The sequence below is a fragment of the Gluconacetobacter sacchari genome (genome assembly GCF_014174255.1).
Lineage (GTDB): Bacteria > Pseudomonadota > Alphaproteobacteria > Acetobacterales > Acetobacteraceae > Gluconacetobacter > Gluconacetobacter sacchari.
On record NZ_JABEQJ010000023.1, the window covers coordinates 49,126 to 73,419 of the forward strand.

At 66.2% G+C, this 24,294-nt stretch carries 17 protein-coding genes; 7 read left to right on the top strand and 10 right to left on the bottom strand.

The window, feature by feature from the left end:
- Nucleotides 1-13: 13 nt before the first annotated feature.
- On the top strand, nt 14-2,875 hold the full coding sequence (locus HLH48_RS16090) for an FkbM family methyltransferase (RefSeq protein WP_182998497.1): 2,862 nt from the start codon (nt 14-16) through the stop codon (nt 2,873-2,875).
- On the opposite strand, the gene HLH48_RS16095 is transcribed toward HLH48_RS16090, so the two are convergent.
- The 4 genes from HLH48_RS16095 to HLH48_RS16110 form a co-directional block, all read right to left on the bottom strand.
- Nucleotides 2,852-4,792 carry a glycosyltransferase family 2 protein gene (locus HLH48_RS16095; protein WP_182998498.1) on the bottom strand — a complete coding sequence of 647 codons (1,941 nt, stop codon included), beginning with the start codon at nt 4,790-4,792 and terminating at the stop codon, nt 2,852-2,854. The two genes, HLH48_RS16090 and HLH48_RS16095, sit on opposite strands and share 24 nt — an antisense overlap.
- Nucleotides 4,793-4,816: 24 nt before the next feature.
- Nucleotides 4,817-5,596, bottom strand: a complete 780-nt coding sequence (locus tag HLH48_RS16100) for an ABC transporter ATP-binding protein (protein WP_182998518.1) — start codon at nt 5,594-5,596, stop codon at nt 4,817-4,819.
- Between the two features lie 5 nt (nt 5,597-5,601).
- Nucleotides 5,602-6,462, bottom strand: coding sequence for an ABC transporter permease (locus HLH48_RS16105; protein ID WP_246387398.1), 861 nt, complete (start codon nt 6,460-6,462; stop codon nt 5,602-5,604).
- A gap of 117 nt (nt 6,463-6,579) precedes the next feature.
- Nucleotides 6,580-7,548: a glycosyltransferase gene (locus tag HLH48_RS16110; RefSeq protein WP_264812223.1), complete on the bottom strand. Its 969-nt coding sequence runs from the start codon at nt 7,546-7,548 to the stop codon at nt 6,580-6,582.
- A 226-nt stretch (nt 7,549-7,774) separates the two neighbouring features.
- Between HLH48_RS16110 and HLH48_RS16115 the strand changes: the two genes are divergently transcribed.
- The 3 genes from HLH48_RS16115 (at nt 7,775) to HLH48_RS23585 (ending at nt 9,180) form a co-directional block, all read left to right on the top strand.
- Nucleotides 7,775-8,026, top strand: a complete 252-nt coding sequence (locus HLH48_RS16115; RefSeq protein WP_182998500.1) for a hypothetical protein — start codon at nt 7,775-7,777, stop codon at nt 8,024-8,026.
- A 58-nt stretch (nt 8,027-8,084) separates the two neighbouring features.
- On the top strand, nt 8,085-8,258 hold the full coding sequence (locus tag HLH48_RS16120; RefSeq protein ID WP_182947497.1) for a DUF1328 domain-containing protein: 174 nt from the start codon (nt 8,085-8,087) through the stop codon (nt 8,256-8,258).
- Between the two features lie 163 nt (nt 8,259-8,421).
- Complete coding sequence (locus HLH48_RS23585) at nt 8,422-9,180, top strand: flagellin (protein WP_272502285.1); 759 nt, start codon at nt 8,422-8,424, stop codon at nt 9,178-9,180.
- A 191-nt stretch (nt 9,181-9,371) separates the two neighbouring features.
- On the opposite strand, the gene HLH48_RS16130 is transcribed toward HLH48_RS23585, so the two are convergent.
- From HLH48_RS16130 to HLH48_RS16145, 4 genes are all read right to left on the bottom strand, one after another.
- Nucleotides 9,372-10,826 (bottom strand): efflux transporter outer membrane subunit, encoded by a 1,455-nt coding sequence (locus tag HLH48_RS16130; RefSeq protein WP_246387404.1) that lies wholly within the window; start codon nt 10,824-10,826, stop codon nt 9,372-9,374.
- Nucleotides 10,827-10,948: 122 nt separating this feature from the next.
- Nucleotides 10,949-14,248, bottom strand: a complete 3,300-nt coding sequence (locus tag HLH48_RS16135) for an efflux RND transporter permease subunit (RefSeq protein ID WP_182998503.1) — start codon at nt 14,246-14,248, stop codon at nt 10,949-10,951.
- Nucleotides 14,245-17,409, bottom strand: coding sequence for an efflux RND transporter permease subunit (locus HLH48_RS16140; protein ID WP_182998504.1), 3,165 nt, complete (start codon nt 17,407-17,409; stop codon nt 14,245-14,247). The genes HLH48_RS16135 and HLH48_RS16140 overlap by 4 nt, the downstream gene beginning before the upstream one ends.
- A 46-nt stretch (nt 17,410-17,455) precedes the next feature.
- Nucleotides 17,456-18,778 (bottom strand): MdtA/MuxA family multidrug efflux RND transporter periplasmic adaptor subunit, encoded by a 1,323-nt coding sequence (locus HLH48_RS16145; protein WP_182998505.1) that lies wholly within the window; start codon nt 18,776-18,778, stop codon nt 17,456-17,458.
- Nucleotides 18,779-19,102: 324 nt separating this feature from the next.
- Here HLH48_RS16145 and HLH48_RS16150 point away from each other — a divergent pair, with 324 nt between their 5' ends.
- From HLH48_RS16150 to HLH48_RS16160, 3 genes are all read left to right on the top strand, one after another.
- Nucleotides 19,103-19,411 (top strand): CsbD family protein, encoded by a 309-nt coding sequence (locus HLH48_RS16150; protein ID WP_182998506.1) that lies wholly within the window; start codon nt 19,103-19,105, stop codon nt 19,409-19,411.
- 174 nt (nt 19,412-19,585) lie between these two features.
- Complete coding sequence (locus tag HLH48_RS16155; RefSeq protein ID WP_182998507.1) at nt 19,586-20,230, top strand: ribonuclease HII; 645 nt, start codon at nt 19,586-19,588, stop codon at nt 20,228-20,230.
- The gene (locus HLH48_RS16160) at nt 20,227-21,336 is read left to right on the top strand and encodes a site-specific DNA-methyltransferase (protein ID WP_182998508.1); all 1,110 of its coding nucleotides are present in this window, start codon (nt 20,227-20,229) and stop codon (nt 21,334-21,336) included. Before HLH48_RS16155 ends, HLH48_RS16160 begins: the two co-directional genes overlap by 4 nt.
- A 32-nt stretch (nt 21,337-21,368) precedes the next feature.
- Here HLH48_RS16160 and HLH48_RS16165 read toward each other — a convergent pair whose 3' ends face one another.
- Nucleotides 21,369-21,983 (bottom strand): ankyrin repeat domain-containing protein, encoded by a 615-nt coding sequence (locus HLH48_RS16165; protein ID WP_182998509.1) that lies wholly within the window; start codon nt 21,981-21,983, stop codon nt 21,369-21,371.
- 175 nt (nt 21,984-22,158) lie between these two features.
- Nucleotides 22,159-24,294: a VWA domain-containing protein gene (locus HLH48_RS16170; protein ID WP_182998520.1), complete on the bottom strand. Its 2,136-nt coding sequence runs from the start codon at nt 24,292-24,294 to the stop codon at nt 22,159-22,161.

Here is a 24,294-nt window from a genome sequence, read left to right on the forward strand (position 1 = left end):
AACGTTATCCGCCGTGTCCGATTCGAATCAGATTGAGACGATCTTTCAGGCGTTGCTGGGCCGCGCGCCGTTGCCGCATGAGGTGCAGGCCTATGAAAGCCTGCAGGAGTCGCCGCAGGTTCTCGGTCTTCGGCTGATGGAATCACGGGAATTTCGCCGGCGCGCGGTGCTGGGCGCGTTTTCGGCGGGAGCGACGCAGTGGGTCTGTGCGGAAATCCGCGACGGACTCAGGATCTGGGCTGACCTGATGGATGTCGGCGTGTCCGCCGGAGCGATCGCCGATAATTGGGAGCCAGCGGAAACCGCCTTCATTCTCTCCATCCTGCGAAAGGGCGGCACATTCATCGATATCGGCGCGCATATCGGCTGGTTTACCATCCTTGGCGCCCATAAGGTCGGGCCGGAAGGCCGGGTCTATGCGTTCGAACCTCGTCCGGCGATTTTCGAACGGCTGCGGGCGTCCGTCGAAGCGAATGGCTTTCAGGATCGCTGCATCCTGCATTGCGCGGCGCTGTCGGACACCGCCGGTACCGTCAGCATGGCGACCTTCAGTCGCGAGTTCAATTCGGGCCATGCCGTCATGGTCTCCGGCACGATTCCCGAAGATGCCAGTCTGGTCGAGGATATCCCGACCATCGTGCTCGACGGGCTGGCATGGGACCGTCGGATCGACCTGATCAAGATCGATGTCGAAGGTGCCGAGGCCCTGGTGCTGCGCGGGGGGCGGGCCCTGCTGCTGCGGGATCGGCCGATCATCGTCAGCGAGTTCTTTCCGATGTGGCTGCGAAAGGTCAGCCTCGTTTCGCCCGATGAATTCATGACCTTTCTGAAGGGGCTGGGATACCGGGTGTTCGAGCTGGCCTCTCACGGGATCGGCCGCGAGATTCATGCGCTGGAACGCAATCGATCGTTCGATGAGGATTATTACACGAATATCGTCGCGCTGACCGACGCGCATATCGACCAGTACCTCCTGCGTCCACTTGACGGACGTGTGCAGGCTTATGAGGCGGCCTTGGCGCGCCTGGAGGGGGAGGCCCATGCGCATGAGGCCGAACTGGCGCGGCTGCGGGCCGAGCGCACCGCGGAACAGGCGGCCCATGAGGCGGAAGCCCGCGCGCATGAAGCCGAGCTGGTGCGCCTGCGGGCCGAGTGTGCCGCCGAACGGGTGGTTCGTGAGGGGGAGGCCCGCGTGCATGAAGCGGCCCTGGCGCAATTGCGGGCCGGGCAGGACGCGGAAAGAGCGGGGCGGGAGACGATTCTGGAGGGCCTGAAGGCGGAACTGGCCGCGGAAAAGGCAGCCTATGCGCGACAGGCGGAGACGCTGGCCCAGCGTGAGGCGGAACTTCAGGGCCTGCAAGGCAGGACGGAGAATCGGGTCCAGCAGATCGCGCGCGAAAACAGCGCCCTGATGGCCCAGTTGCGAACCTTGCATGAGCAGAAGGCGGCCCTGGCGGCGCAGAGCGAGGCCTTGCAGGCGAGCAATATCTGGCGGGCCTGCATGGTGCTGATGCGCGTGGGGCGGCGGGTGCCCGCGCCAGTGCGCAAGCTGTCGGTCCGGAGCGCGAAGCTTGGGTGGTGGAGCGCGACGGGGCAGTTGCCCCAGCGTTGGCGGGCGTGGCAGCAGATCAGGCGGCGCGGCGGACTGACGGTGGTGGCGCCCCAACCGGCGCTGCCGGCCCCGGTCGCGGACCCGGCTGGCGAACTGGCCCGGTGGGCGGGGCGCCGGGGGCCGGTGGCCCTGATCGTGGATGATCGCTGGCCGGAGCCCGACCGGGATTCCGGCTCGCTGGATGCGGTCAATCTGATCCGCAACCTGATCTCCATGGGGTTTGAGGTTGTCTTTGGGGTGGCCAGCGACCTGATTCAGGACGAGCGGTATCGTGACGGACTGGCCGCCCTGGGGGTCAGGCTGGTGCCGCAGAATGGTTCGGCCCAGGTCCAGCGCTATATCGAGGAGAATCGGGATGTCTTTACGCTGGTCATCCTCGTGCGGTTCAATTGTGGCGGTGCGCTGTTCGAACTGGTCCGCTACAATTGTCCCGACGCCAGGATCATCTTCAATACCGTCGATCTGTATTTCCTGCGGGAGCAGCGCGCGGCACTGTTGAGCGGCGACCGGGATGCGCTGGAACAGGCCGGCAGGACGCGCGACCGTGAGGAATGGCTGGTCGGGCACGCCGACCTGACCATTGTCGTCTCGGAGACCGAGAAGGAGATCCTCTCGACCGCGGTTCCGCGCGCGCCGGTCCTGCTTCAGCCTCTTGTCCGCGATATCGTGCCGCCCGCCGCGCCCTTTTCAGCGCGACGGGGAGTCGGATTCGTGGGCGGGTTCGCCCACCAGCCGAACCTGGATGCCATCCGCTGGTTTCTGGCTGAAATCTGGCCCCTTGTTCGACGGCAATGTCCTGACCTGACCTTTTCGATCGTGGGCAGCCATCTTCCGGACGGTATCGCCAGGCCGGAAGACGGCGTGACCTATCTCGGGCCGATCGACGACCTGCATGCGTGGTTCGAGACCTTGCGTGCCTCGGTGGCGCCGTTGCGTTTCGGTGCCGGTGCGAAGGGCAAGGTGGCTTCCAGCCTCGCCAGCGGATTGCCCTGTGTCCTGTCGACCGTCGCCGCCGAAGGCATGAACCTGGTCGACGGCGAAAATGTTCTGATCGCGGATACGCCGGAAATGTTCGCCGACAGGGTCGTCGCGCTCGCCTCTGACGAGGGATTGTGGCAGCGGATGTCGGCCGCGGCGCTCGACATGGCCCGGCAGCAATTCTCCCATCAGGCCAATCGGCGAGGCCTGCATGAAGCGTTGATCAAAATGGGCGTTCCGGTGCCGGATGTCTTTCCGGGGTCAGATGTTATCCAGCCGGGTTGACGGTCGGGGCGCTGTGCGATGGCGCCGGTCATGCCGGGGAGGGGTCGCGAGGGAAAAATTCGCGTTCTTCAATGTATAATTCGGGTTGTAATAGGGATCGTTCAATAGAGCGTCCCCCCAGCGCGCGATCATGAAATCTTCCTCGCGCCGAAAACGTTCGGCATTGCTGCCGGACTGGTCGGGGCCGCGCGACGCGCTTTCATGATGATAGAGTTCCGCAAACGGCGTCCAGACGATGCGAAGCCCCAGGGCGCGGATTTTGAGGCATAGATCGACATCGTTGAAAGCGACGGCGAGGTTGATGTCGTCCATTCCGCCCACCTGCCGCCAGACGTCGCGCCGCAATGCGAGGCAGGCGGCCGTGACCGCGCTGGCGCTGCGCAGCAGGCCCAGGACTCCGAACGGGCCGTAATCGTCCCGCCGCGCGCCGGTCAGAATATGGCCGCCGATCCGCCCGACGCCCAGCGCCGTGCCCCCATGCTGTAGCCGGCCATTCGGATAGAGCAGGCGGCACCCCACCGCGCCGACATCGGGCCTGACGGCGTGCGATACCATCTCGCGCAGCCAGCCGCTTTCGATGACTTCGATATCATTGTTGAGCAGAAGGAGGATTTCACCCCGTGCCTCGGCGGCGACCCGATTCGTGATCCGCGCGAAATTGAACGGGCCGGGCTGGGGGATGACCCGCACGCGTGGATCGGACTGCACGTGTTTGAGCAATGCGCGCGCGTCCGGTTCGGTACTGTCATTGTCGGCGATCAGGACTTCGATGGCCGGGTAGTCCGTCCGTTTCAGCACGCCATCGAGGCAGACGCGCAGCAGGTCCGCCCGGTTGCGGGTGGGGATCAGGATCGAAACCAGTGGCGCGGGATCCGGCACCGGAAAGACGATCCGGTGATGGATGCCGGCGGCGGGGAGAATGGCGGCCTCGACCCCGCGGGCCGCCAGGTGCCCGGCGATGGCCGTGCGCGCCGCGGCGATGCATCGGGCCATGGCGGACTGGGAAAAGGACCGCCGGCTTGTCTGCTGGCGCCAGTGATACAGTATGCGTGGGATATGGCGCACGGCATTCGGCCCGCAGGCGCCGGTCGCGCGGAGGGCCAGGTCATGGTCCTGCGAGCCTTCCAGCCCTTCACGGAAACCGTTGAGCGAGAGGATGAGATCGCGCCGGTAGGCCGTGAGATGGCTGAGAAGATTCTGGCCCAGCAGCAGGTCGGGGTCGAAATCCGGCTTGAAATAGGGATTGTAGCGGCGATCGCGGTCGTCGATCTTGTCTTCGTCGGTATAGATGACCTGTGCGTCCGGGTGTGCGACGATTTCGGCGGCCAGTTCGTAGAGCGCGTCTGGCGGCAGCAGGTCGTCGTGATCCATCAGGACGACCCATTCTCCGGTCGCCAGGTCGAGCGCGGAGTTGGACGCCGCCGAAATATGGCCGCGTACCGGGCGGTGGATGACGCGGACGCGCGGGTCGGCCGCCGCGGCCTCGTCGAGGATGCGCGCGACATGCGTGGCCGACGAGGCGTCGTCGGCCACGCAGAGTTCCCATTCCTCATAGATCTGGCCCTGGAGCGACGCGATCGCCGCCCGCAGGTAGCGCTCGGGCGTCTCGTAGGTCGCCATGACGACCGACAGCAGCGGACGGCGCGGGAAGCGGGTGATGTCGGCGCGGATGGCGACTTCATCCTGCGCCGTGAGGGTGTCGTGCCGGGCTATCCAGTCTTCGTAGTCATGCCGGGGAATGTGCGCGGCATGGAACGAGACGAGCGACGGGAAGACACGCTGTGCGATGGGTCGGAGCGCCCTCCTGATGGCCGGGTGCTTCCGCAGGAAGCGATATGCGGCGCCCGCGGTCCGGGAGAGCCGGTCGGCGGCCATCCTGCGGAGTGCTGGTGGCGCCCGGAGGGCGGACAGGGTCATGGAGCGGCCTTTTCCTGGTGCGTCTTACGGCGCAGCTTCCGCTTTCGCCAGTTCTTTGAACGCTGAAGACGGGAGGTAGTGTTCGAGAATGCGCATCGGGGCGCCATCGCCCCTGATCTGGCCGTTCTCGATCCAGAGCAGGCGATTGCACCATTCGAGCAGGATCGAAGGCGAGTGGCTGGCCAGTACCAGGATGTCGGCATGCCGGACCATGCCTTCGACCCTTTTCTTGGCCTTTTCCATGAAAACGGCGTCGCCCGCGAGGATCCATTCATCCATCAGCAGGATTTCGGGCGGGAAGGCGGTGGCCATCGCGAAGGCCAGCCGGATCGTCATCCCCGAGGAGTAATTGCGGACCGGAAGATCGAGAAAATGGCCGAGTTCGGAAAAATCTTCCACATCCTTGACGAGTTCCTGCGTCTGGGAAACGGACAGGCCGAGATACAGGCCGCGCAGCCGGATGTTCTCCCGTCCGGTGAGCTGGTGGTTCATGCCCTGGCCGGGATCGAGCAGGGCGGTCATGCGGCCTTTCGCCGACAGGGTGCCGCCTGTGGGCTGGTAGATCCCGGACAGAACGCGCAGCAGGGTGGTCTTGCCCGATCCGTTCGAGCCGATCAGCCCGAGGCGATCGCCGGAATTGAGGGAAAAGGAAATGTCATGGAGTGCCTGGACGACGGGACGGTTGTTGTTGTCCCGCCCGAAGCGCGCCGAGGCCTGCCCCAGAATGGTCTTCTTCAATGAGCGGCTGTCGCTGTGATAGAGCGGAAAACCGATCGAGACATTGGATGCTGTGAGGTTTGCCATCATATTCAGACCCAAAAGGCGATCCGGCCGCGCGTTCGTGCAAAGGCGATCCATGAAAGGAAAATGAGGATACCGGAAATGACCAGGGCCCAGCCCCAGGTCATGACGGACAATGGCGTGCCGAGAAGAGGCGCCCTGAGAATTTCGAGCATATAATAAAACGGGTTGAACCGGATCAGCAGCAGGGCCTCGCGATGGCCGGTAAGGATCGTCGTGGACCACATGACCGGGGTGACGAAAAAGGCGATCTGCATGATTGCCGAAATGATCTGCGGAACGTCGCGAAACCTGGCGCACAGGGCGCCGAAGAACAGCGAGAACGCGAAGCCGTCGACGAGCCACAGGCCTAATGCCGGCAGCGCCAGAAGGGATGAAAGCGATTGATGCACGCCCATGATGGCGAACACGACGACGATCACCACGACATTATGGGCGAGTATGATCGTGTTGCGGACGATGCTGCGCCCCGCATGGACGCTGAAGGGCATGCGCATGCCCTTGATGACGGCATCGGACTGGATGAAGCAGCCGCAGCCTTCGGTCACCAGCGCGTTCAGGTAGCTCCAGGCGATGATGGAGAGGCACAGGAACGGCAGGTAGGAGTGGATGTCGGTGTGGAACAGGTCGGCATAGATGAAGGCCATCGCCCCGACCTGCACCCCCATCGAAATGGTCAGCCAGAAGGGGCCGAGCGCCGAGCCGCGATATTTGAGCTTGATGTCCAGAAAGCCCAGGACCGCGATGAGCCTCCACAGATGCGCGCCCTCGCGCATGTCCGCCCATGCCAGGTGGAACCGCTGTTTCCATCCGCTGTCCGCGGATAGATGGAAATGGACCGGTCGTCGCAGGGCTCCGTTTCGCGACATCGTGGGGGCTGCTTTTGTCATGGGAGGGAAGCCTTTGAGAACCTTGTATCCGGCAAGGTGCCGACCATACGCGGATCGATGCGCGGGACGCAAACCTGGCCGGGCGGCGAGGCCGGGTTAACCCAGCAGGAACCAGGATCGGAAAACCATCTGTTCCGCGCGGGTGCCGCGCCGCAGGCCCGGCAGCCGGCGCAGTAGCCGAAAGCGAGCCAGCCAACCGGCGGGGCCTCGGATGGCCAATGCCTGCTGGAGGGTGGTGAGCGTGGCCGTATTCCGGTCGCTCAACAGGTCGGCGTGACAGAGGAGCTGGGCCACGTTGGTACGGAAGGCGGACATGAAAGGGCCCGGACCCCGCCGGAAGGCCGCCAGTGCGCGCGCCGCGACATGCGCGGGCGCGCCCACGGCGTTGCTCTGGTGCTGGCGATAATAGAGGCTTGGCCGGTTGTCGGTCACGACCTGACCGTCGGCGCCGCTGACCAGCAGATAGCTCCACCAATCATGCAGGGTGCGGGCCGGCGGCGGCATGGCGGCCCGCACCAGCCGGATCGCGGCGGGCGAGAGCGTGATCGTGCAGCCGGTGGCGATATTCTGGGCCAAAGCCATGGAAAAAGTCGGCGCGGAGGGGAGGAGGGGGGACAGGCCGAGCCGGGCGAGTGCCGCGTCCGTCAGGACCTGGCGGGAGCAATACAGGGCCGGCCGGCCCGTCGCATGCAAAGGCAACAGGGCCTGCGCGGCGCGTTCCAGCTTGTCGGGAAACCATACGTCGTCCTGGTCGCAGAAGGCCGCCAGGTGACCGTCCGGGACCTGGTCCAGCAGGAGAGCGAACGATCGGGCCACGCCCAGGCGCTCGGTGATCCGGGTGATCTGCACGCATCGTCCGGCGGGCTGGGTGTCGGCGAAGTGCTGTACGATCCGCGCGCTGTCGTCGGTGGATCCGTCATCCCGCCAGATCAGCGCCCAGTCCTGGTGGGTCTGTTGCACCAGCGAGCGTAGCTGGTCCGCCAGGAAGGTCGCGCCGTTATGGACAGACAGCAGGATGCAGACCGGCATCGCGCCGCGCGAAGGGAAGCTGTCGGAACTGTTCACGCAGAGCGAGCCCGTGTTGGAGCGGTGGTTTCAGGGAGGGAGAACGATTTCCCGCGGAGGGCCGCGAAGGGGAGAGGGTGGCGCGGGCGCGTGGCGGTGCCTCCTCGTACGCGGGAGACATTAAGCAGGTCCGCGCATGGCCGGCAAGCAACGATTTGAAAAGGATGTCATGATACGCCCATAGGGCCTATATCGTTATGTTTCACGAGGTATCGGGGCGTTCAGGATGGTGGATGAACAGTTCGAGGCGAAGCTGGAAGAAGGAGTGGGCCGGCTTCAGGACGGGCTTGGAGGGGTATTGGGCGATCCGGCGCCTCGACTGACGGGCCAGGGCCGGATACTGCGCACGAGAGTTCGTGCCGCCTGCTTCGCCGCCGGCGATGCCGTGCGCGACCTGACGGTTGACCAGCCTCTGGTCGCCGTGGTGACGGCAGGAATGGCGGGCTTTGCCCTGGCGATGGCGTGGGTGCGTCGCTGAGGAACCGCCGGCCCGACCCGGCGTTCGACCGTCAGGTCCCATGCATGGAGCGCAATTGATGTTGAAGCTGGCTCTTTTTTTTCTGGTGATTTCGATCATTGCCGGACTGTTCGGATTTACCGGGATTTCCGCCGCGTCCGCCGGTATTGCGAAGATCCTTTTCTTTCTCTTTATCCTTGCCTTTGTCGTCTTCCTGCTGATCGCCTTGCTTACCGCCAAGACGATCTTGTGAAGGATCGCCCCGGCCCCCTTGCCGGCGCCGGGGCGCTGTCTCGCGGGATGGCCTTCATGCCGAGGGTGTGCGGCGTCGGCCTGGAATCTATCGCCTCGCGTGCCTGCGGCGCCCGATCTGACATTGGATGGATCGTGCGGTGCGGACGTGGGCCGCGTCGATAATGATCGATATGAAATCAGAACCCGCTGTTCGGCACCGATATTGTCTCGAAAGCGGTGCTTTCAGTTATGCGGTGGGCTCACTGACGGCTGGCAACAGTACTGGCGACGCGACGACTTCCATCGCTGGGGCATCGGTTATCCAGGTGGCGGGTAAGAATTATGAGTTCACGACCGATACCGGTACCGTGACGGGCGGGACGCCGAAAGATGGCAACACGGCCATTCAGGTCACATCAGGTGCCAATTCGTCGGCTATGCTGACGGCATTGGCGACCCAACTCGGGTCGGGCTATTCCGTCTCCGCCGATGGCACGAGTCTGGTGTATGCGGGTTCGGCGAAGCCGGATGTGAGCATGTCTACCGTCACGAAGGAAGCGATCGGGGCGTTTACGTCGGTCACTCCGTCGGGAGGGGCGGTCAGCGCGTTTGCGACGGGCGCCGGGCAGGCGGCGGACCAGTTGGCCGTCGGTTTCAAGGGCGGCGTGACGACCGCGGTGTCGGCGATCCAGGCGGCCATCACCAATATGAGTTCGGTTGCCCAGACGGTGGGGAACTACAGCAACCAGATCACCGGCCTGACCACGTATACGTCGCACATTACAGATGCGCTGACGAACGGTGTGGGCGCCCTGACCGATGCCGACATGGCGGCGGCCAGCGCCAAGCTGACGTCGTTGCAGACCAAGCAGCAGCTTGCCATCAAGGCTTTTACGATCGCCAACGGCCAGTCGCAGAATATTCTGTCGCTGTTCCAGTAACGCGTTACGACCGACGCATGGCCTGATTGGCGAAACCCCGGCTTCTGGCCGGGGTTTTTTTTGTGGTTTTGCCACGGATTCGAAACGAGAGCACCTTTGGTGCGTCCTGGGGGCTTCCTGGGCCGATCGATGAGGCGTTCCGGCCCCGTGCCGGGCAGACGTACAAACGGCGAAAACGTGGAACCAGTGTCTTACTGGTTCTTGTCCCGCTGGATGAAGGAGGGCAGCAGCGGATTATCGGTCTGGAGCGATGCCTTGGAGGGCAGGCGCGTGGCGCTCCATCCGCCACCGAGGGCCTGGACCAGCGCCACGCTGTCGACCATGCGCTGCTGCTGGATCGACAGGGCCGTCTCGGCAATGCCCAGGGACGTGGTCTCGTTGGTGATGACGGTGGTGTAGATCTGCGTTCCGGCCTCGTACTGGTTCAGCGAGACCTGGACAGCGCGGTTGGCGTAATCCAGGGCGACTTCCTGCTGCGTGGCTTGCTGGGCCAGTATGCGCAGGTTGGACAATTGATCCTCGGTATTCTGCAAGGCCGTCAGCACGGTCTGGCGATAGGTGGCCACCGCGCTGTCGTACTGGGCGTCGGCCGAATGAACCGCGGCGGTACGCGAGCCGCCGCTGAACAGGGTTTCGGTGGCCGAGGCGCCCAGCGACCAGACACGGTTGGCGACGCTCATCAGCGAGGTCACCGGGTCGCCGCCGCTTTGCGAATAGCTGGCGTTGATCGTCACGCTTGGGTAGAAGGCGGCGATGGCGGCGCCGATCTGGGCGTTGTACTGCTCCATCGCCCGCTCCGCGGCGGCGATGTCCGGCCGGCGTTGCAGCAGGTCGGCCGGGACGCCGACCGGGATGGGCGGGATGGCCTGGCTGAGTGTGCCGGGCTTGATCGTCAGTTCGGCGGGCGCGCGGCCGACCAGCACGGCGATGGCGTGTTCGTACTGCGCGCGGGCGACGCCGGCCTGGATCAATGACGCGCGGTTCTGTTCCAACTGGGTGCGGGCCTGCATCACCGCCGTCGGGTCGGCGACGCCGGCATCGTATTGGTTCTGGGCGATTTCGAGGGCCCTGGTGTTGAACGCAACGTAGCGGCGCAGCAGGTCCTGGAGCGAATCCTGGTAGCGCAGGTTGAAATAGGCGGTCGCGAGTTGTGCCTGATAGGACAGGGTGGCGTTGGCCAGATCGGCGGCGCTGGCCTGGGCGGCCGTGACCTGGCTTTGGATATTGCGGCGAATCCGGCCCCACAGATCGAGATCCCAACTGGCGCTGGGGCCGATGCTGTAGGAATTGTACTGCGTGCCGGAGTTGGCGTAGGAATTGCCCGATGACGAGAGGGACGAGCCGCCATGGGCATTGCGGTTGAAGCCGATGCTGCCGCTGATGGTCGGGAACAACTGCGCGCGGATGCTGTCGATGGTGGCGCGTGCCTGGCGGTAATTGGCCTCGTACATCTTGATGTTCTGGTTGGAGATCGCGACCCTCGATTCGAGATCGTTCAGGATCGGATCGTCATAGATCGTCCACCATGCGTCCTTGGGCAGTTCGGCCAAGGCCGGCCGGGCCCTTTCCCACCCAGGGGCGGGCACCAGTTCCTTGAACCGCGCAGAGACCGGGGCGGTGGGACGGTGGTAGGACGGGCCGACCATGCAGCCTGCCAGCAACAGGGGCGACAGGACGGCGCGCGCCAATAATACGTGCCGGCGCGGTGCGGGGGCACCGGGGTGGGATTTCGGGGCGATCAAGCGGGAGGGCGGCGGGGACATCCGGGTCAGGCATCCTGTTGGGAAAGGGGGCCCCGCCGGCCCTTGAGGGCAATGGCCAGGGAACGGAATTGATGTCGGCACCATAGGCCGAAGCGGTCGAGATACAGATAGACGACCGGTGTGGTGTAGAGCGTCAGCGCCTGGCTGACGATCAGGCCGCCGACGATGGCGATCCCGAGCGGGCGCCGCAGTTCCGAACCGTATCCCTGGCCCAGGATCAGCGGCAATGCCCCCAGGGCGGCGGCCAGGGTCGTCATCATGATCGGCCGGAAGCGCAGCAGGCAGGCGGCATGGATGGCCTGCGTCGCCGGCTGGCCGTCGCGTTCGGCCGCGATCGCGAAATCGACCAGCATGATCGCGTTCTTCTTCACGATGCCGATCAGCAGGATGACGCCGATCATCGCGATCAGCGAGAAATCCTCGCCCGCCAGGTCCAGTGCCAGCAGCGCGCCGACGCCGGCCGAGGGCAGGGTGGAGAGGATGGTCAGCGGGTGGACATAGCTTTCGTACAGGACGCCCAGCACCATATAGACCGCCGCCAGGGCAGCCAGGATCAGCAGTGGCTCGTTATTGACCGATTTCTGGAGCTGACCGGCATTGCCGGCGAAGCTGCCGTGAATGTCGGCGGGCATGTGCAGACGCACCATCTCGGTGCTGACGATCTGGATCGCCTGCTGCAACGGCACGCCGGTCGCGAGGTTGAAGGAGGCGGTCGCGGCGACCGACTGGCTCTGGTGATTGACGGAGAGCGGCGTGAGTTGAGCCGCGACGGTCGAGACGATGCCGATCGGAACCATCGTTTCGGAACTGGTCGATACCGCAGACCCGTTGGATGCCGATGTGCCGCCGGCCAGGCTGTTGGCGATCTGATTGCGGAAGGACTGGCTGCTGAGGCTGGTGGCCTGGCTGGCGGTGGAGGAGGCGGGAACGCGGATCGTGTTCGACCGCGTGCCGCCCGATGCGGATCCGCCGGCGGTGCTGATCCAGACCTGCTGGAGGCTGGCGGGGTCTTTCCAGAAGCGGGGTTCGACCTCCATCACCACGTGATACTGGTTCAGTGCGTTATAGATGGTCGAGGCCGAGCGCTGCCCGTAGGCGTCGAACAACGTATTGGCCACCAGTTGCGGCGTGATCAGCGTGCGGGCTGACGTCTCGCGGTCGAGGGCCACGTTCAGGGCCGAGCCGCCCTGCTGCACGTCCGAGGAAACATCGGTCAGTTCCCGATGTTTCTGCAACGCCGCGACCAGCTTGGGCATCCATGCGTACAGCTCGGTCGGCGAGTCGGATTCCAGCGTGTATTGATATGCGGCATTGGATTGGCGCGCGCCCATGCGCAGCGTGCCGGGGGCCATGGCATAGAAATGCGCGCCCACCATGTTTTGCAGACGGGTGCCGATGCGGGCGATCGTGGTGCTGGGCGGACCGTCGCGCTGCGATTTATCCTTGAGCACGACGAACATGTTGGCCTGGTTGGACGAGCCGCGCCCACCGGTGAAGCCGGTGACGCTGGCGACGTCGCGATCCGCCAGCACCGCCTTCTGGACCTCGTCGATCTTGCCGGTCAGCGCCTGGAAGGAAATCGACTGGTCGCCTTGCAGATGGCCGATCAGCAGGCCGGTATCGCTGTCGGGAAAGAAGCCCTTGGGCATGTGGATGAACAGCGCCACCATCAGGACGATCGTACAGGGCAGCGACAGCAATACTGTGCGCGGGTGGGCCAGTGCCGCATCCAGCGTGTGACCGTAGCCGCGCTGCATGGCGTGCAGGAGGCGTTCCAGCATGACGGTGATCGGGCCCCAGGGGCCGGTCGCTGCCTGCTGCCGATCATGCGAAGGCAGGAACAGGGCGGCCATCATCGGCGTGAGGGTGAGGGACAGGACCATCGAGACGATGATCGTGATCGACATCGTCATCGCGAATTCGTGGAACAGGCGCCCCGCGACCCCGCCGAGCAGCAGGATCGGCAGGAAGACCGCGATCAGCGACATCGAGATCGAGAAGACGGTGAATCCGACTTCCTGCGCGCCCATCAGCGTGGCATCCAGCCGGTTCATGCCCTCTTCGAGGTAGCGGCTGATATTCTCGATGACCACGATCGCGTCATCGACGACGAAGCCGGTGGAGACCGTCAGCGCCATCAGCGACAGGTTGTCCAGAGAATAGCCGAGCAATTGCATCGCCCCGAAGGTGGCGATGATCGAGGTCGGCACCACGATGGCCGGGATCAGCGTCGTGCGTCCCGAGCGCAGGAAGACCAGCACCACCAGCACCACCAGCAGGACCGAGATGACCAGGGTATATTGAGTGTCGGCCAGGGCTGCGCGGATGGTGACGGACCGGTCGAGCACGCCGTGCAGTTCGACATTGGGAGGAAGCGCCGCGCGCAGGGCGGGAATTTCGGCGTTGATCTGGTCGATCGTGTGGATGACGTTGGCGCCGGACTGGGCGAAGATGATCGCCAGCACCGCCGGCTGGCGATTGTAATAGCCTGCGTTGCGCAGGTCCTCGACGCCGTCATTGACACTGGCCACGTCCGCCAGGCGCACCGGCCGGCTGTTGTGATAGGCGATGACCAGGTCGCGATAAGCCTGGGCATTATGGGCCTGGTCGTTGGTGTCCAGCGTGTAGCGCACGCCCTGCTGGTCGATGAAGCCCTTGGGGGTGTGGGCGTTGGCCGAGGCCAGCGCGGCGCGGACGTCTTCGAACCCGATCCCGAATTTGTAGAGCGGCAGCGGATTCATCTCGACGCGCACCGCCGGCAGCGAACTGCCGCCGACCTCGACCTCGCCCACGCCGCGGATCTGCGACAGATGCTGTTGCAGCACGTTGGTCGTCAGGTCGTAAAGCTGCGACATCGTGCGGGTCTTCGATGTCAGCGCCAGGATCATGATCGGCGCGCCGTTGGGGTTCGCCTTGAAATAGCTGGGGTTCTGGCGCAGCGACGACGGCATGTCGGCGCGGGCTGCCTGCAACGCGGCCTCGACATCGCGGGCGGCGCCGTTGATGTCGCGGTTCAGGGCGAATTGCAGGGTGATGCGGACCTGGTTCTGCGTCGATTGGGACGTCATTTCCGTCAGGTCGGCGATGGCGCCCAGGCGGCGTTCCAGGGGGGCCGCGACCGAACTGGCGATTTCCTCGGGCGAGCCGCCGGCCTGGCGGGCCTGAACCTGGATTACCGGGAAATCGACATTCGGCAGGTCGGCCACCGGGAGCGCCCGGTAGCCGATGATGCCGGCGATCAGCAGCGCGATCGTCAGCAGCGTCGTCGCGACCGGCCGCAGGACGAAGAGCCGGACCGTATTCATGTCGCGGTTTGTTGCGGCGGCAGGTTACGCGTCGCGGGTCCGAACCGGCGCCGCAGATCCAGGCTGATCCGGTCCATCAGCAGGTAGATGACCGGGGTGGTGAACAGGGTCAGCAACTGGCTGAGCAGCAGCCCGCCGACGATGGCGATGCCGAGCGGGCGGCGCAGTTCCGACCCGGTGCCGGTGCCGATCACCATCGGCAGCGCGCCCAGCATGGCGGCCAGCGTCGTCATCAGGATCGGCCGGAAGCGCAGCAGGGCGGCGTGGTGGATGGCTTTCATCGGCGCCATGCCTTCGATCCGCTCCGCCTCCAGCGCGAAATCGATCATCATGATCGCGTTCTTCTTCACGATGCCGATCAGCAGCACCAGCCCGATGATGCCCATGACGCCGAGGCCGGCGCCGCTGAGTTGCAGGGCCAGCAGGGCGCCGACGCCCGCCGACGGCAGGGTGGAGAGGATGGTGATGGGGTGGATGAAGCTCTCGTACAGGATGCCCAGCACGATATAGACCGCGACCAGGGCGGCGAGCACCAGCCACATCTCGTTGCCCAGGCTGTTGCGGAATGCCGCCGCCGTGCCCTGGAAGGAGGTCTGGAAGCTCGCCGGCAGGTGCAGCGTGCGCTCCGCCCGGTCGATCGCGTTCGTCGCCTCGCCCAGCGAATAGCCCGGCGCGACGTTGAACGAGATCGTCGTCGCGGGGAACTGGCCGACATGGGTGATCAGCAGCGGTGCGGTGCCGCTGGTGAGGGTGGTGACCGCGCGCAGCGGCACCAGGCCCGAGGTCGGCGAACGCGTGGGGCCGGACGTGCTGGCGCCCGAATTGCCGCCGATGCCCGGCAGGTAGAGCTTGCCCAGCGATGCGAGATCCTTCTGGAAGACAGGGTCGGCCTCCATGATCACGCGATACTGGTTGGACTGCGTGTAGATGGTCGAGATCTGGCGCTGGCCGAACGAATCATACAGCACGTTGTCGATCGTCTGCGGGGTGATCGAGAACCGCGCGCCGGTGGTGCGGTCCAGGGTGACATGCGCCACCAGACCCTCGGCCTGGAGGTCCGACGTGACGTCGGACAGGGCCGGCTCCTGACGCAGGGCGGCGATGACCTTGGGAATCCACGTGCGGAACTGGTCGTAATCGGGATTTTCCAGCAGGAACTGGTACTGGGTCGCCGAGACCGTCGTATCCAGCGACAGGTCCTGCACCGGTTGCAGATACAGGCTGGCGCCGGGGATGTCGGCGGTTTCCTGCTGGATGCGCGCGGCGATCCGGGCGGCGCTTTCCGACCGCTCGTCATGCGGGCGCAGGTTGATCAGGAACCGGCCCTGGTTGAGCGTCACGTTCTGCCCGTCGACGCCGATGAAGGAGGACAGGCTGACGACATCCCTGTCCTGGAGGATGCGTCGGCCCAGTTCCTGCTGGTGGGCGGCCATCGCGTCGAAGGAGGTGGATTGCGCCATGACCGAAATGCCCTGGATCACCCCGGTATCCTGCACCGGAAAGAAGCCCTTGGGGATCGACCAGGCCAGCAGGCCGGTCAGGCCCAGCGTGGCGACGAAGATGGCCAGCGTCAGCTTCTGGTGACGCAGCACGACCGTCAATGCCCGGCCGTAGGCGGCGATCACGGATTCGGTCCAGCGCTCGACGGTGGCCGACCAGCCGTGCGCGTCCGGCCCGTGCGGGCGTTCGCTGAGCAGGCGGGCGCACATCATCGGCACCAGGGTGAGCGATACCACCGCCGACAGCACGATCGTCACCGACAGGGTGATGGCGAATTCGTGGAACAGGCGGCCCACCACGTCGCCCATGAACAGCAGCGGGATCAGCACCGCGATCAGCGAGACGGTCAGCGAGATGATGGTGAAGCCGATTTCGCCGGCGCCCTTCAGCGACGCCGTCATCCGGTCGTCGCCCATCTCGATGTAGCGGGCGATGTTCTCGATCATCACGATGGCGTCGTCGACGACGAAGCCGGTCGCGATGGTCAGCGACATCAGCGACAGATTGTCCAGCGAGAAGCCCATCAGATACATGATCGCCAGTGTGCCGACTAGCGACAGCGGGACCGACAGGCTGGGGATGATCGTCGCCGGCACGTTGCGCAGGAAGACGAAGATGACCGCCACCACCAGCACCATGGCCAGCATCAGCTCGAATTCGACATCGGCGACCGAGGCGCGGATGGTGGTCGTGCGGTCGGTCAGCGGCGTGATGGTGATGCCCGGCGGCAGCGCCTTGCGCAGTTGCGGCAGGGCATATTTGATGTTGTCGACCACCGAGATGACGTTGGCGCCCGGCTGGCGCTGCACGTTCAGGATCAGGGCCGGCGTGGTGTCGGACCAGGCGGCGAGCTGGGTGTTCTCGGGCCCCTGGACGACGGTGGCGACGTCGCGAATGCGGATCGGGCCGCTGTTCTGGTAGGCGATGACCTGGTTGAGCAACTGGTCGACGCTGGCGATCTGCCCGTCGATCCGCAGGGTGGAGGCGCGCTGCGCGCCGTCGAACGTGCCGGTGGGCGAGTTGACGTTGACGTTGCCGATCGTGGTGCGCAACGTGTCCATGTCCAGGCCGAACGAGGTGAGCTTGGGCACGTTGACGCGCACGCGGATCGCCTTGCGGTTGCCGCCCGACAGGGTGACCAGGCCGACGCCCGAGATCTGGCTGATCTTCTGCGCCAGGCGGGTATAGACGTAATCCTCGACCTCGGTCAGCGGCATCGTCTTCGAGGTGATGCCCAGCGTCAGGACGGGGGTGTCGGCGGGGTTGACCTTGGCGTAGATCGGGGGGGCGGGCAGGTCGGTGGGCAGCAGCATCTGCGCCTGGTTGATCGCCGCCTGGACTTCCTGCTCCGCCACGTCCATCGACATGGTCAGGCCAAACCGCAGCGTGACCACCGAGGCGCCGCCCGAGGATTGCGACGTCATCTGGTCCAGGCCGGGCATCTGGCCGAACTGGGTTTCCAGCGGCGCGGTCACCGACGTCGCCATGACGTCGGGCCCGGCGCCCGGATAGAAGGTCTGGACCGTGATGGTCGGATATTCGACCTGGGGCAGCGCCGAGACCGGCAGGAAATGATAGCCCAGCAGCCCCGCCAGCAGGATGGCGAGCATCAGCAGCGTGGTGGCGACCGGGCGTTCGATGAACAGGCGGGACGGATTCACGCACGGCTCTCCGGCTGGGGGCGACGGGTCTGGTGTCGGGCCAGGGTCACGGTTGGGGCTGCCCGCCGGTGGTGTCGCCCTGTCCCGCCGTGTTGTGACGGCGGCGATGGCCTTTGCCCGTCGGGGGGGCGGTCTCGCCCGCCGGCGCGGCGGTGGCGTCGGCGGCGGGAATGGTGACCTTCGCGCCCGCATGCAGGTGATCGGTGCCGTCGGTCACGACCGCTTCGCCTTCCTTCAGGCCGGTATTCACCACCACGCTGTCGCCGTGCGAGGTGCCCGTCCTGATGTCGCGGACCTCGACCGTGTTGTCGGGCTTGACGACATAGACGAACGGGCCGTTCGGCCCGGTCTGCACCGCGTTGGTCGGGATCAGCAGCGCGTCATGCTCGGTATTGACCAGCAGGTGGGCGTTGACGAACTGGTTGGGGAACAGGGTCTCGTCCTGGTTGGGGAAGATCGAACGCATCCGCACCGTCCCGGTCGAGGTGTCGATCTGGCTGTCCAGCACGCTGACGGCGCCATCGGCGATCTTGCGCGTGTTGGTGCTGTCCCAGGCTTCGACCGGCAGGGAGACGCCGGTACGCAGCCGGTCGGCCACCCGGCCCAGTTCGGTCTCCGGCAGAGTGAAGATCACCGAGATCGGCTGCATCTGGGTCAGGATGACCAGGCCGTTGGTCTGCCCGGCGGTGATGTAGTTGCCCATGTCCACCTGGCGGATGCCGACGCGGCCGTCCACCGGGGCGATGACGTGGCAGTAGATGATCTGGAGTTTCTCGTTGTCGACCAGGGCCTGGTCGACCTTCACCGTGCCTTCGAGCTGGGCGACCTTGTATTGCTGGTCGACGGCGGTCTGGGCCGCGATGCTGTTCTGGTGGATCAGGCGCTGGTAGCGGGCATTGTCCACCCGGGCCTGTTGCAACTGCGCCATGTCGGATGCGAGCTGCCCCTGGTACTGGGCCAGCAGGACCTCGTAGGGGCGGGTGTCGATCAGTGCCAGCAGGTCGCCTTTCCTGACATGCTGGCCTTCGGTGAACAGGACCTGCATCAGGTAGCCGTCGACGCGCGACTGGACCGTGACGTTGGTGATCGGGACCACGGTGCCCAGTTCGGTCAGTTCGACCGGCATGTCGCCCTTGCGCACGGTGGCGACCGCGACCGGCTGGACATCCGCCGCCATCTGGTGGGCATGGCGGCCGCCGCCCGGCGCGTGCGGCCGGAGGAAAGCCGCCGCGATCACGGCGACACCCACCAGGGCCGTGCCCCACAGCAGGATGCGACGACGCGGCTTTTTTCCGGCGCTGACCTGCCGGCCCGGCCCTGTCGATTGCTGCGCGGGCACGTCGGACGGGTCCAGAGTCGGTTTGTCCATGGTCGTCAGGTCTTCCTCAATCCAGTGACGTCGGTCTTGCGATTTGTTGGGGCAGTCTTAGCAGCTACGCAAAAAAAAGATGCCTAAATCCTTGCTCAGGAAACTGTGTAGATTTGTAACAAATCTCGCGGTTCGCCAACTGTCTGACGATGATTTTTCGTCGGGACCGATCGCCGGTGGCGGGATCGGGGGATGCGCGATAGCGTGTCGGCGGGGCGGGACGAGCCTGTCTGCCCGGTGATGCCGCGCGCAACCGGCGGGCGCGCGATCCGTTCCCATGAGACGGTCCCGGACGGGGCTGGTCCGTTAGGAGGAGTTAAGCGCATGACGGAATCCGGTAACGACACGTTTGGCGAGAAGGCGAAGGGCGCGATCGAGGAAGGAACCGGCCGCCTGAAGGATGCCGCGGGTGGCCTGACGGGCGATCTGGGGTTGCAGGCGGAAGGCAAGGTCGACCAGTTGAGCGGCATGGCGCGCCGCGAGTTCGCCGACCTGTACGAAGAAGGCGAGGGCAAGCTCGAGAAGGCGGTGCTGTTCGTTCAGGATCGGCCCCTGCTTGCGGTGGCGGTCGCCGCTCTGGTGGGACTTCTGGCCGGGCTGGTCCTGCTGCCGCGTCGCGCGGCGAAAGGCTGAAATCCTCCGGCCCGAGTCCCTGGCGGGAAGCTTTTTTTCCGTTTGAAAGGACTCGGCATGGAATCAGTGTCTTGCGCAACATGACGTAAAGATGGTTTCCATCCCTTCAGGACGTGATTCGGTGTGCGAATCGGGCGACAGGCGCCCGGCTCGACCCGGTTCGGGATGGGGTGGATGCCGGATTACACGCGCGAGGCGCAGCATGGTGGCCGGGTCGCCGGAGTGGACGAGGTGGGCCGTGGCCCGCTGGCAGGGCCGGTCGTGGCGGCGGCGGTGATCTTCGATCGTGGCGTGCCGCCCCGGTTGGCCGTGCTGCTGGATGATTCGAAGAAACTGTCCGCCGTGGCGCGGCGCCGCGCCTATACCGCGCTGCAAGGCACCCGTGGGGTGCATATCGCGGTTGCCGCGGCCTCCGTCGCCGAAATCGCGCGCCTGAATATCCTGCATGCCGCCTTTCTGGCGATGCGGCGCGCCGTCGCGCGCCTGCCCGTGCGGCCGGACCTGGTCCTGGTGGACGGGAACGCCGCCCCCGATTTCGGCTGTCGGACGGATTGTGTCGTGGGCGGCGATGGCGAGAGCCTGTCGATCGCGGCGGCGTCGATCGTGGCCAAGGTGGTGCGCGACCGGCTGATGGAGCGTCTGGCCGTCCGCTGGCCCGCCTATGGCTGGGAGCGCAACGCCGGCTATGGCACCGCGCAGCATCGCGCGGCGCTGTGCGATGTCGGCACGACGCCGCATCATCGCGCGTCGTTCGGCCTCGTCCGGCAATTGTCGCTGGGCCTGCCCGCCGACAGCCATGCGGACTGGGTGGTGTCATGAGCGGCGCGGTGATGATGGAACTGCCCCTCGACCAGATCCTGCGCGGTGATTGCATCGAGCTGATGCAGACCCTGCCGAGCGGGTCGATCGACTGTATCTTCGCCGATCCGCCCTATAACCTCCAATTGCGTGGAGAGTTGCGGCGGCCGGATGACAGCGTCGTGGACGGGGTCGACGATGACTGGGACAAATTCAGCGACCTGGCGGAATATGACCGCTTTACCCGCGCGTGGCTGGGCGAGGCGCGGCGCCTGCTGCGCAAGGATGGCACGATCTGGGTCATCGGGTCGTATCACAACATCTTCCGGATCGGCGCGATCCTGCAGGATCTGGGGTTCTGGATCCTGAACGACGTGATCTGGCGCAAATCGAACCCGATGCCCAATTTCCGGGGGCGGCGCTTTACCAACGCCCATGAGACGCTGATCTGGGCGGCTCGGGGTGCCGACAGCCGCTATCGCTTCAACTACCAGGCGATGAAGGCGCTGAACGACGATGTGCAGATGCGGTCGGACTGGTACCTGCCGCTCTGCACCGGCAGCGAGCGGCTGCGCAATGCCCACGGCCTGAAGCTGCATCCGACCCAGAAGCCCGAGAGCCTGCTGCATCGTGTACTGGTCGCCTCGACCAATGTGGATGACATCATCCTCGACCCGTTCGCCGGGACGGGTACGACGACGGCGATGGCGCGGCGCCTGCGCCGGCGCTTCATCGGGATCGAGCGCCATCCGGATTATGCCGAGGCGGCGATCGGCCGTGCCCGACGCGAGCGCCCGGTGCCGCTGGACAGCGTGCTGACCACGCCGGCCCGACGCGACGCGCCGCGCGTGCCCTTCGGCAGCCTGGTGGAGCGCGGGCTGCTGCCGGCGGGGAGCATGGTCTACGACCGGCACCAGCGCGTATCGGCCACCGTCGCGCCCGACGGCACGCTGGTCAGTGGGACCCAGCGCGGGTCGATTCACAAGCTGGGAGCGATCCTTACCAATGCGCCGTCCTGCAACGGCTGGACCTTCTGGCACCTGATGCGCGAGGGGCAGATGGTGCCGCTGGATACGCTGCGGAGCGAGATCCTGTCACAGGACGCGGGAGCGGACGCAACTCCCTGAGAGGCTGCCTCCGCGCGGTTTCGGGCGGGTGGTCAGCCGCCGCCGAAGCCCAGGAAACCGATTTCGGGCCGGGGGGTACCGTTGTCGCGGGGGGCGGTGCGGCTGGTGGCCATCATCATGCCCGAACGGGCGCCGTGGCTGGTGCCGTCGATCGTCAGATGGCCGCTGCCGTTGCGCATGGTGATGTCCGAATGGGTCGACGAAGGCGCGATGACGTGTGCGTCGTCCAGCGTGCGGAGCGACAGCAGCAGGAAGGTGATGTCGTTGCGGTTCAGGTCGATCGCCATATCCAGCGGCGTCTGGCCGAGGACATTGTGACCCTGCATGTCGGCGCCGCGATTCAGGGCCTCCTTGGCCGCGCCCAGGCTGCCGCGATTTATGGCGTCGAACAGGGCCGAAGTCGGGTTCAGGTCGCCATTGGCGTGGCCGCTGACTTCTTCGTTCGCCTCGGCGCCGGGCAGGGCGGCCGGGGGGGCCGCCGCGCGGGCGGCGCGCCGGGCCTCGGCCTGCTTGGCCGCGTCGGCGGCCTCGGCCTCGGCTTCGTCGTCGTCCGACTGCGCGCAGGCATGCTGCATCGGGACCACGACCACGGCGCTGCCGGCCAGCAGCGCGAGAAAGAGGAGGCGGATACCTGTTCTGACAATCATTGTTCGTCTCAGTAACATTCGTCTCGATGACAGGCGCGACCTGTTCGGGGCGGATGCGGGCCGCCCGAAATGGACCGGCCTGCCGGACGCGGTCCCGGCGCAGTTCATATAATCCAGATCAGCCTGGGATGCGATGGAAATCGCAGGATCGTGAGGCGGGTGGCGGCCAGCCTTGTCAACGGCCTTCGCGCCACCAGCCGATGAGCAGCAACCCGCCGGCCAGCAACAGGACCAGCCATGCCGGCAGCAGGGAGCTGGCAGTGCGGCCGGTGACCAGGCGGGCATCGCGCTGCGGAAAGCCCAGCCAGTCCGCCCCCGACACGCGGCCCGCCGCCGGGGCGCGCAGCGCGGGCAGGTGGGGATTGGCCGGATCGTCGCCCAGCCAGTAGACGCCGCCGCCGGTCTGGCCGGCGAGGGGCGACAGGACCGTGGCGGTGGCACGCATATCCGACCATTCCACCGGATCGTCCTGGACGGGGGCGGCGAAGGCGCGGTGCGTGCCGTCGTCGGCCATCCAGATGCCTGGCTGCGTCGCCTGGATTTCGGCCTGGGTCAGGCCGATGCCGGTGGGATGCAGCGGAGCCTGTTGCGTGGCGCCGTCGGGCGCCGTGATCGTAACCGCCCGGGGGGCGGTGGGGGCGGCGGTGCGGCGCGTCACGATCATCCTGCCATCGGCGATGGCGGCCGTCAGTTGTTCTTCTTCCAGCTCCGGCTCCTTCATCAGCCAGTGCGAGACGCGCCGCAGCAGTTCGGATTGCGGGCCGCCGCCGCCTTCGCCGTGCGACCACAGCCAGATCTGGTCGGACAGCAGGAAGGCGACCCGGCCCCGGTCCACCCGGTCGAGCACCAGCAGCGGCGTGTGGTCCGGGCCGTCCATCAGGGTCTGCCCATGAACGGAATCGGTGCGCAGGGCCCGGTACCAGGGGCCCCATTCGGCATCATGCCCATCGGGCGCGCTGCCGGACCCGGGCAGGCCCGCCGTGACGGGGTGGCGATGGCCGTCGGCCGTCAGGGCGGGGCGGAAGCGTTGCTCGACCAGCCCGCCTTCGACGGGGACATGCGCCGGCAGGATGTCGCCCAGCGGCGTGTCCTGCAACGATCCGGCGCCGAGAAATTCCGGGCCGCCGATCAGCAGCAGGCCGCCGCCGTCGCGCACATATTGCGCGATGTTCTCCAGATAGGCGCGCGGCAGGATCGCCCGGTTCTCGAACCCGTCGAGGATGATCAGGTCGAACTGGCTGATCTTTTCCTGGAACAGTTCACGCACCGGGAAGGCGATCAGCGCCAGGTCGGACAATGGCGTGCCGTCATCCTTGTCGGGCGGGCGCAGGATGGTGAAATGCACCAGGTCGACCGACGGGTCAGCCTTGAGCAACCGGCGCCAGACGCGTTCGCCCTGGTTGGGCGTGCCGGAAACCAGCAGCACCCGCAGCCGGTCACGCACGCCGTTGATCCGGACCACGTCCTGGTTGTTGGCGGTCGAGACCTCGCCCGCGAGCGGCGAGACCGATAGCCCGACCAGCATGGGGCCGGGATGGCTGACGGGCAGGGTGATGTCCTGCGGCTGGCCGACGCGGATGGTCTTGCGCAGCGGCGCCTCGCCGCCGCGATCCAGCGTCAGCTCGATTTCGGCGCCGGTATCGGGGTGAGGACCGAGATCGTCCACCTGGACCCGCAGCGTCGCGGTCTGGCCGACGATGGCATAGGGGGGGGCCTGGAGGATGCGCAGCCTCCGGTCGGTTTCCTCGCCTTTTGCCGTCAGCAGCACATGCAGCGGCAGGGCGGCGTGCCGGCCTCCGGAATCGGCGGGGCGCAGGCGCTCGGGCACCTGGGTCGGGGTGTCGTGGACCTGGCCGTCGGTCAGCAGGATCGCGCCCGCCAGCCGCGCCGGCGGGATGTCCGCCGCCGCCTGGTCGAGGGCCGCGAACAGGCGGGTGCCCTGGCCATGGCCGTCGCGCACGGTGACGGTGCGCAGCGTCAGCCCGGGGATGTGGGCGGCCTGGGCCCGGAGGCGTTCCGCCGCCTGGCGGGCCATGGCGGCGCGTTGTCCCACGCCCATGGAGGCGGACTGGTCCACCACCAGGATGGCGGTTTCGGGGAGGGCCTGTCCGGTCTCGCTGATCCGTTCCGGGCCGGCGAGCCACAGCAGGACGACCGCTGCCGCCGCCGCGCGCCAGAGCGAGCCGCGCGCCCGGCGCAGCAGGCCGACCAGCAGGACCGCCGCCGCCAGGAGCGCCAGGCCATAGAGCAGCCAGGCGGGCAGCAGCGGGGAGAAGGATGTCAGGTGCCGCAGGGTGGTCAGGTCGGGCAT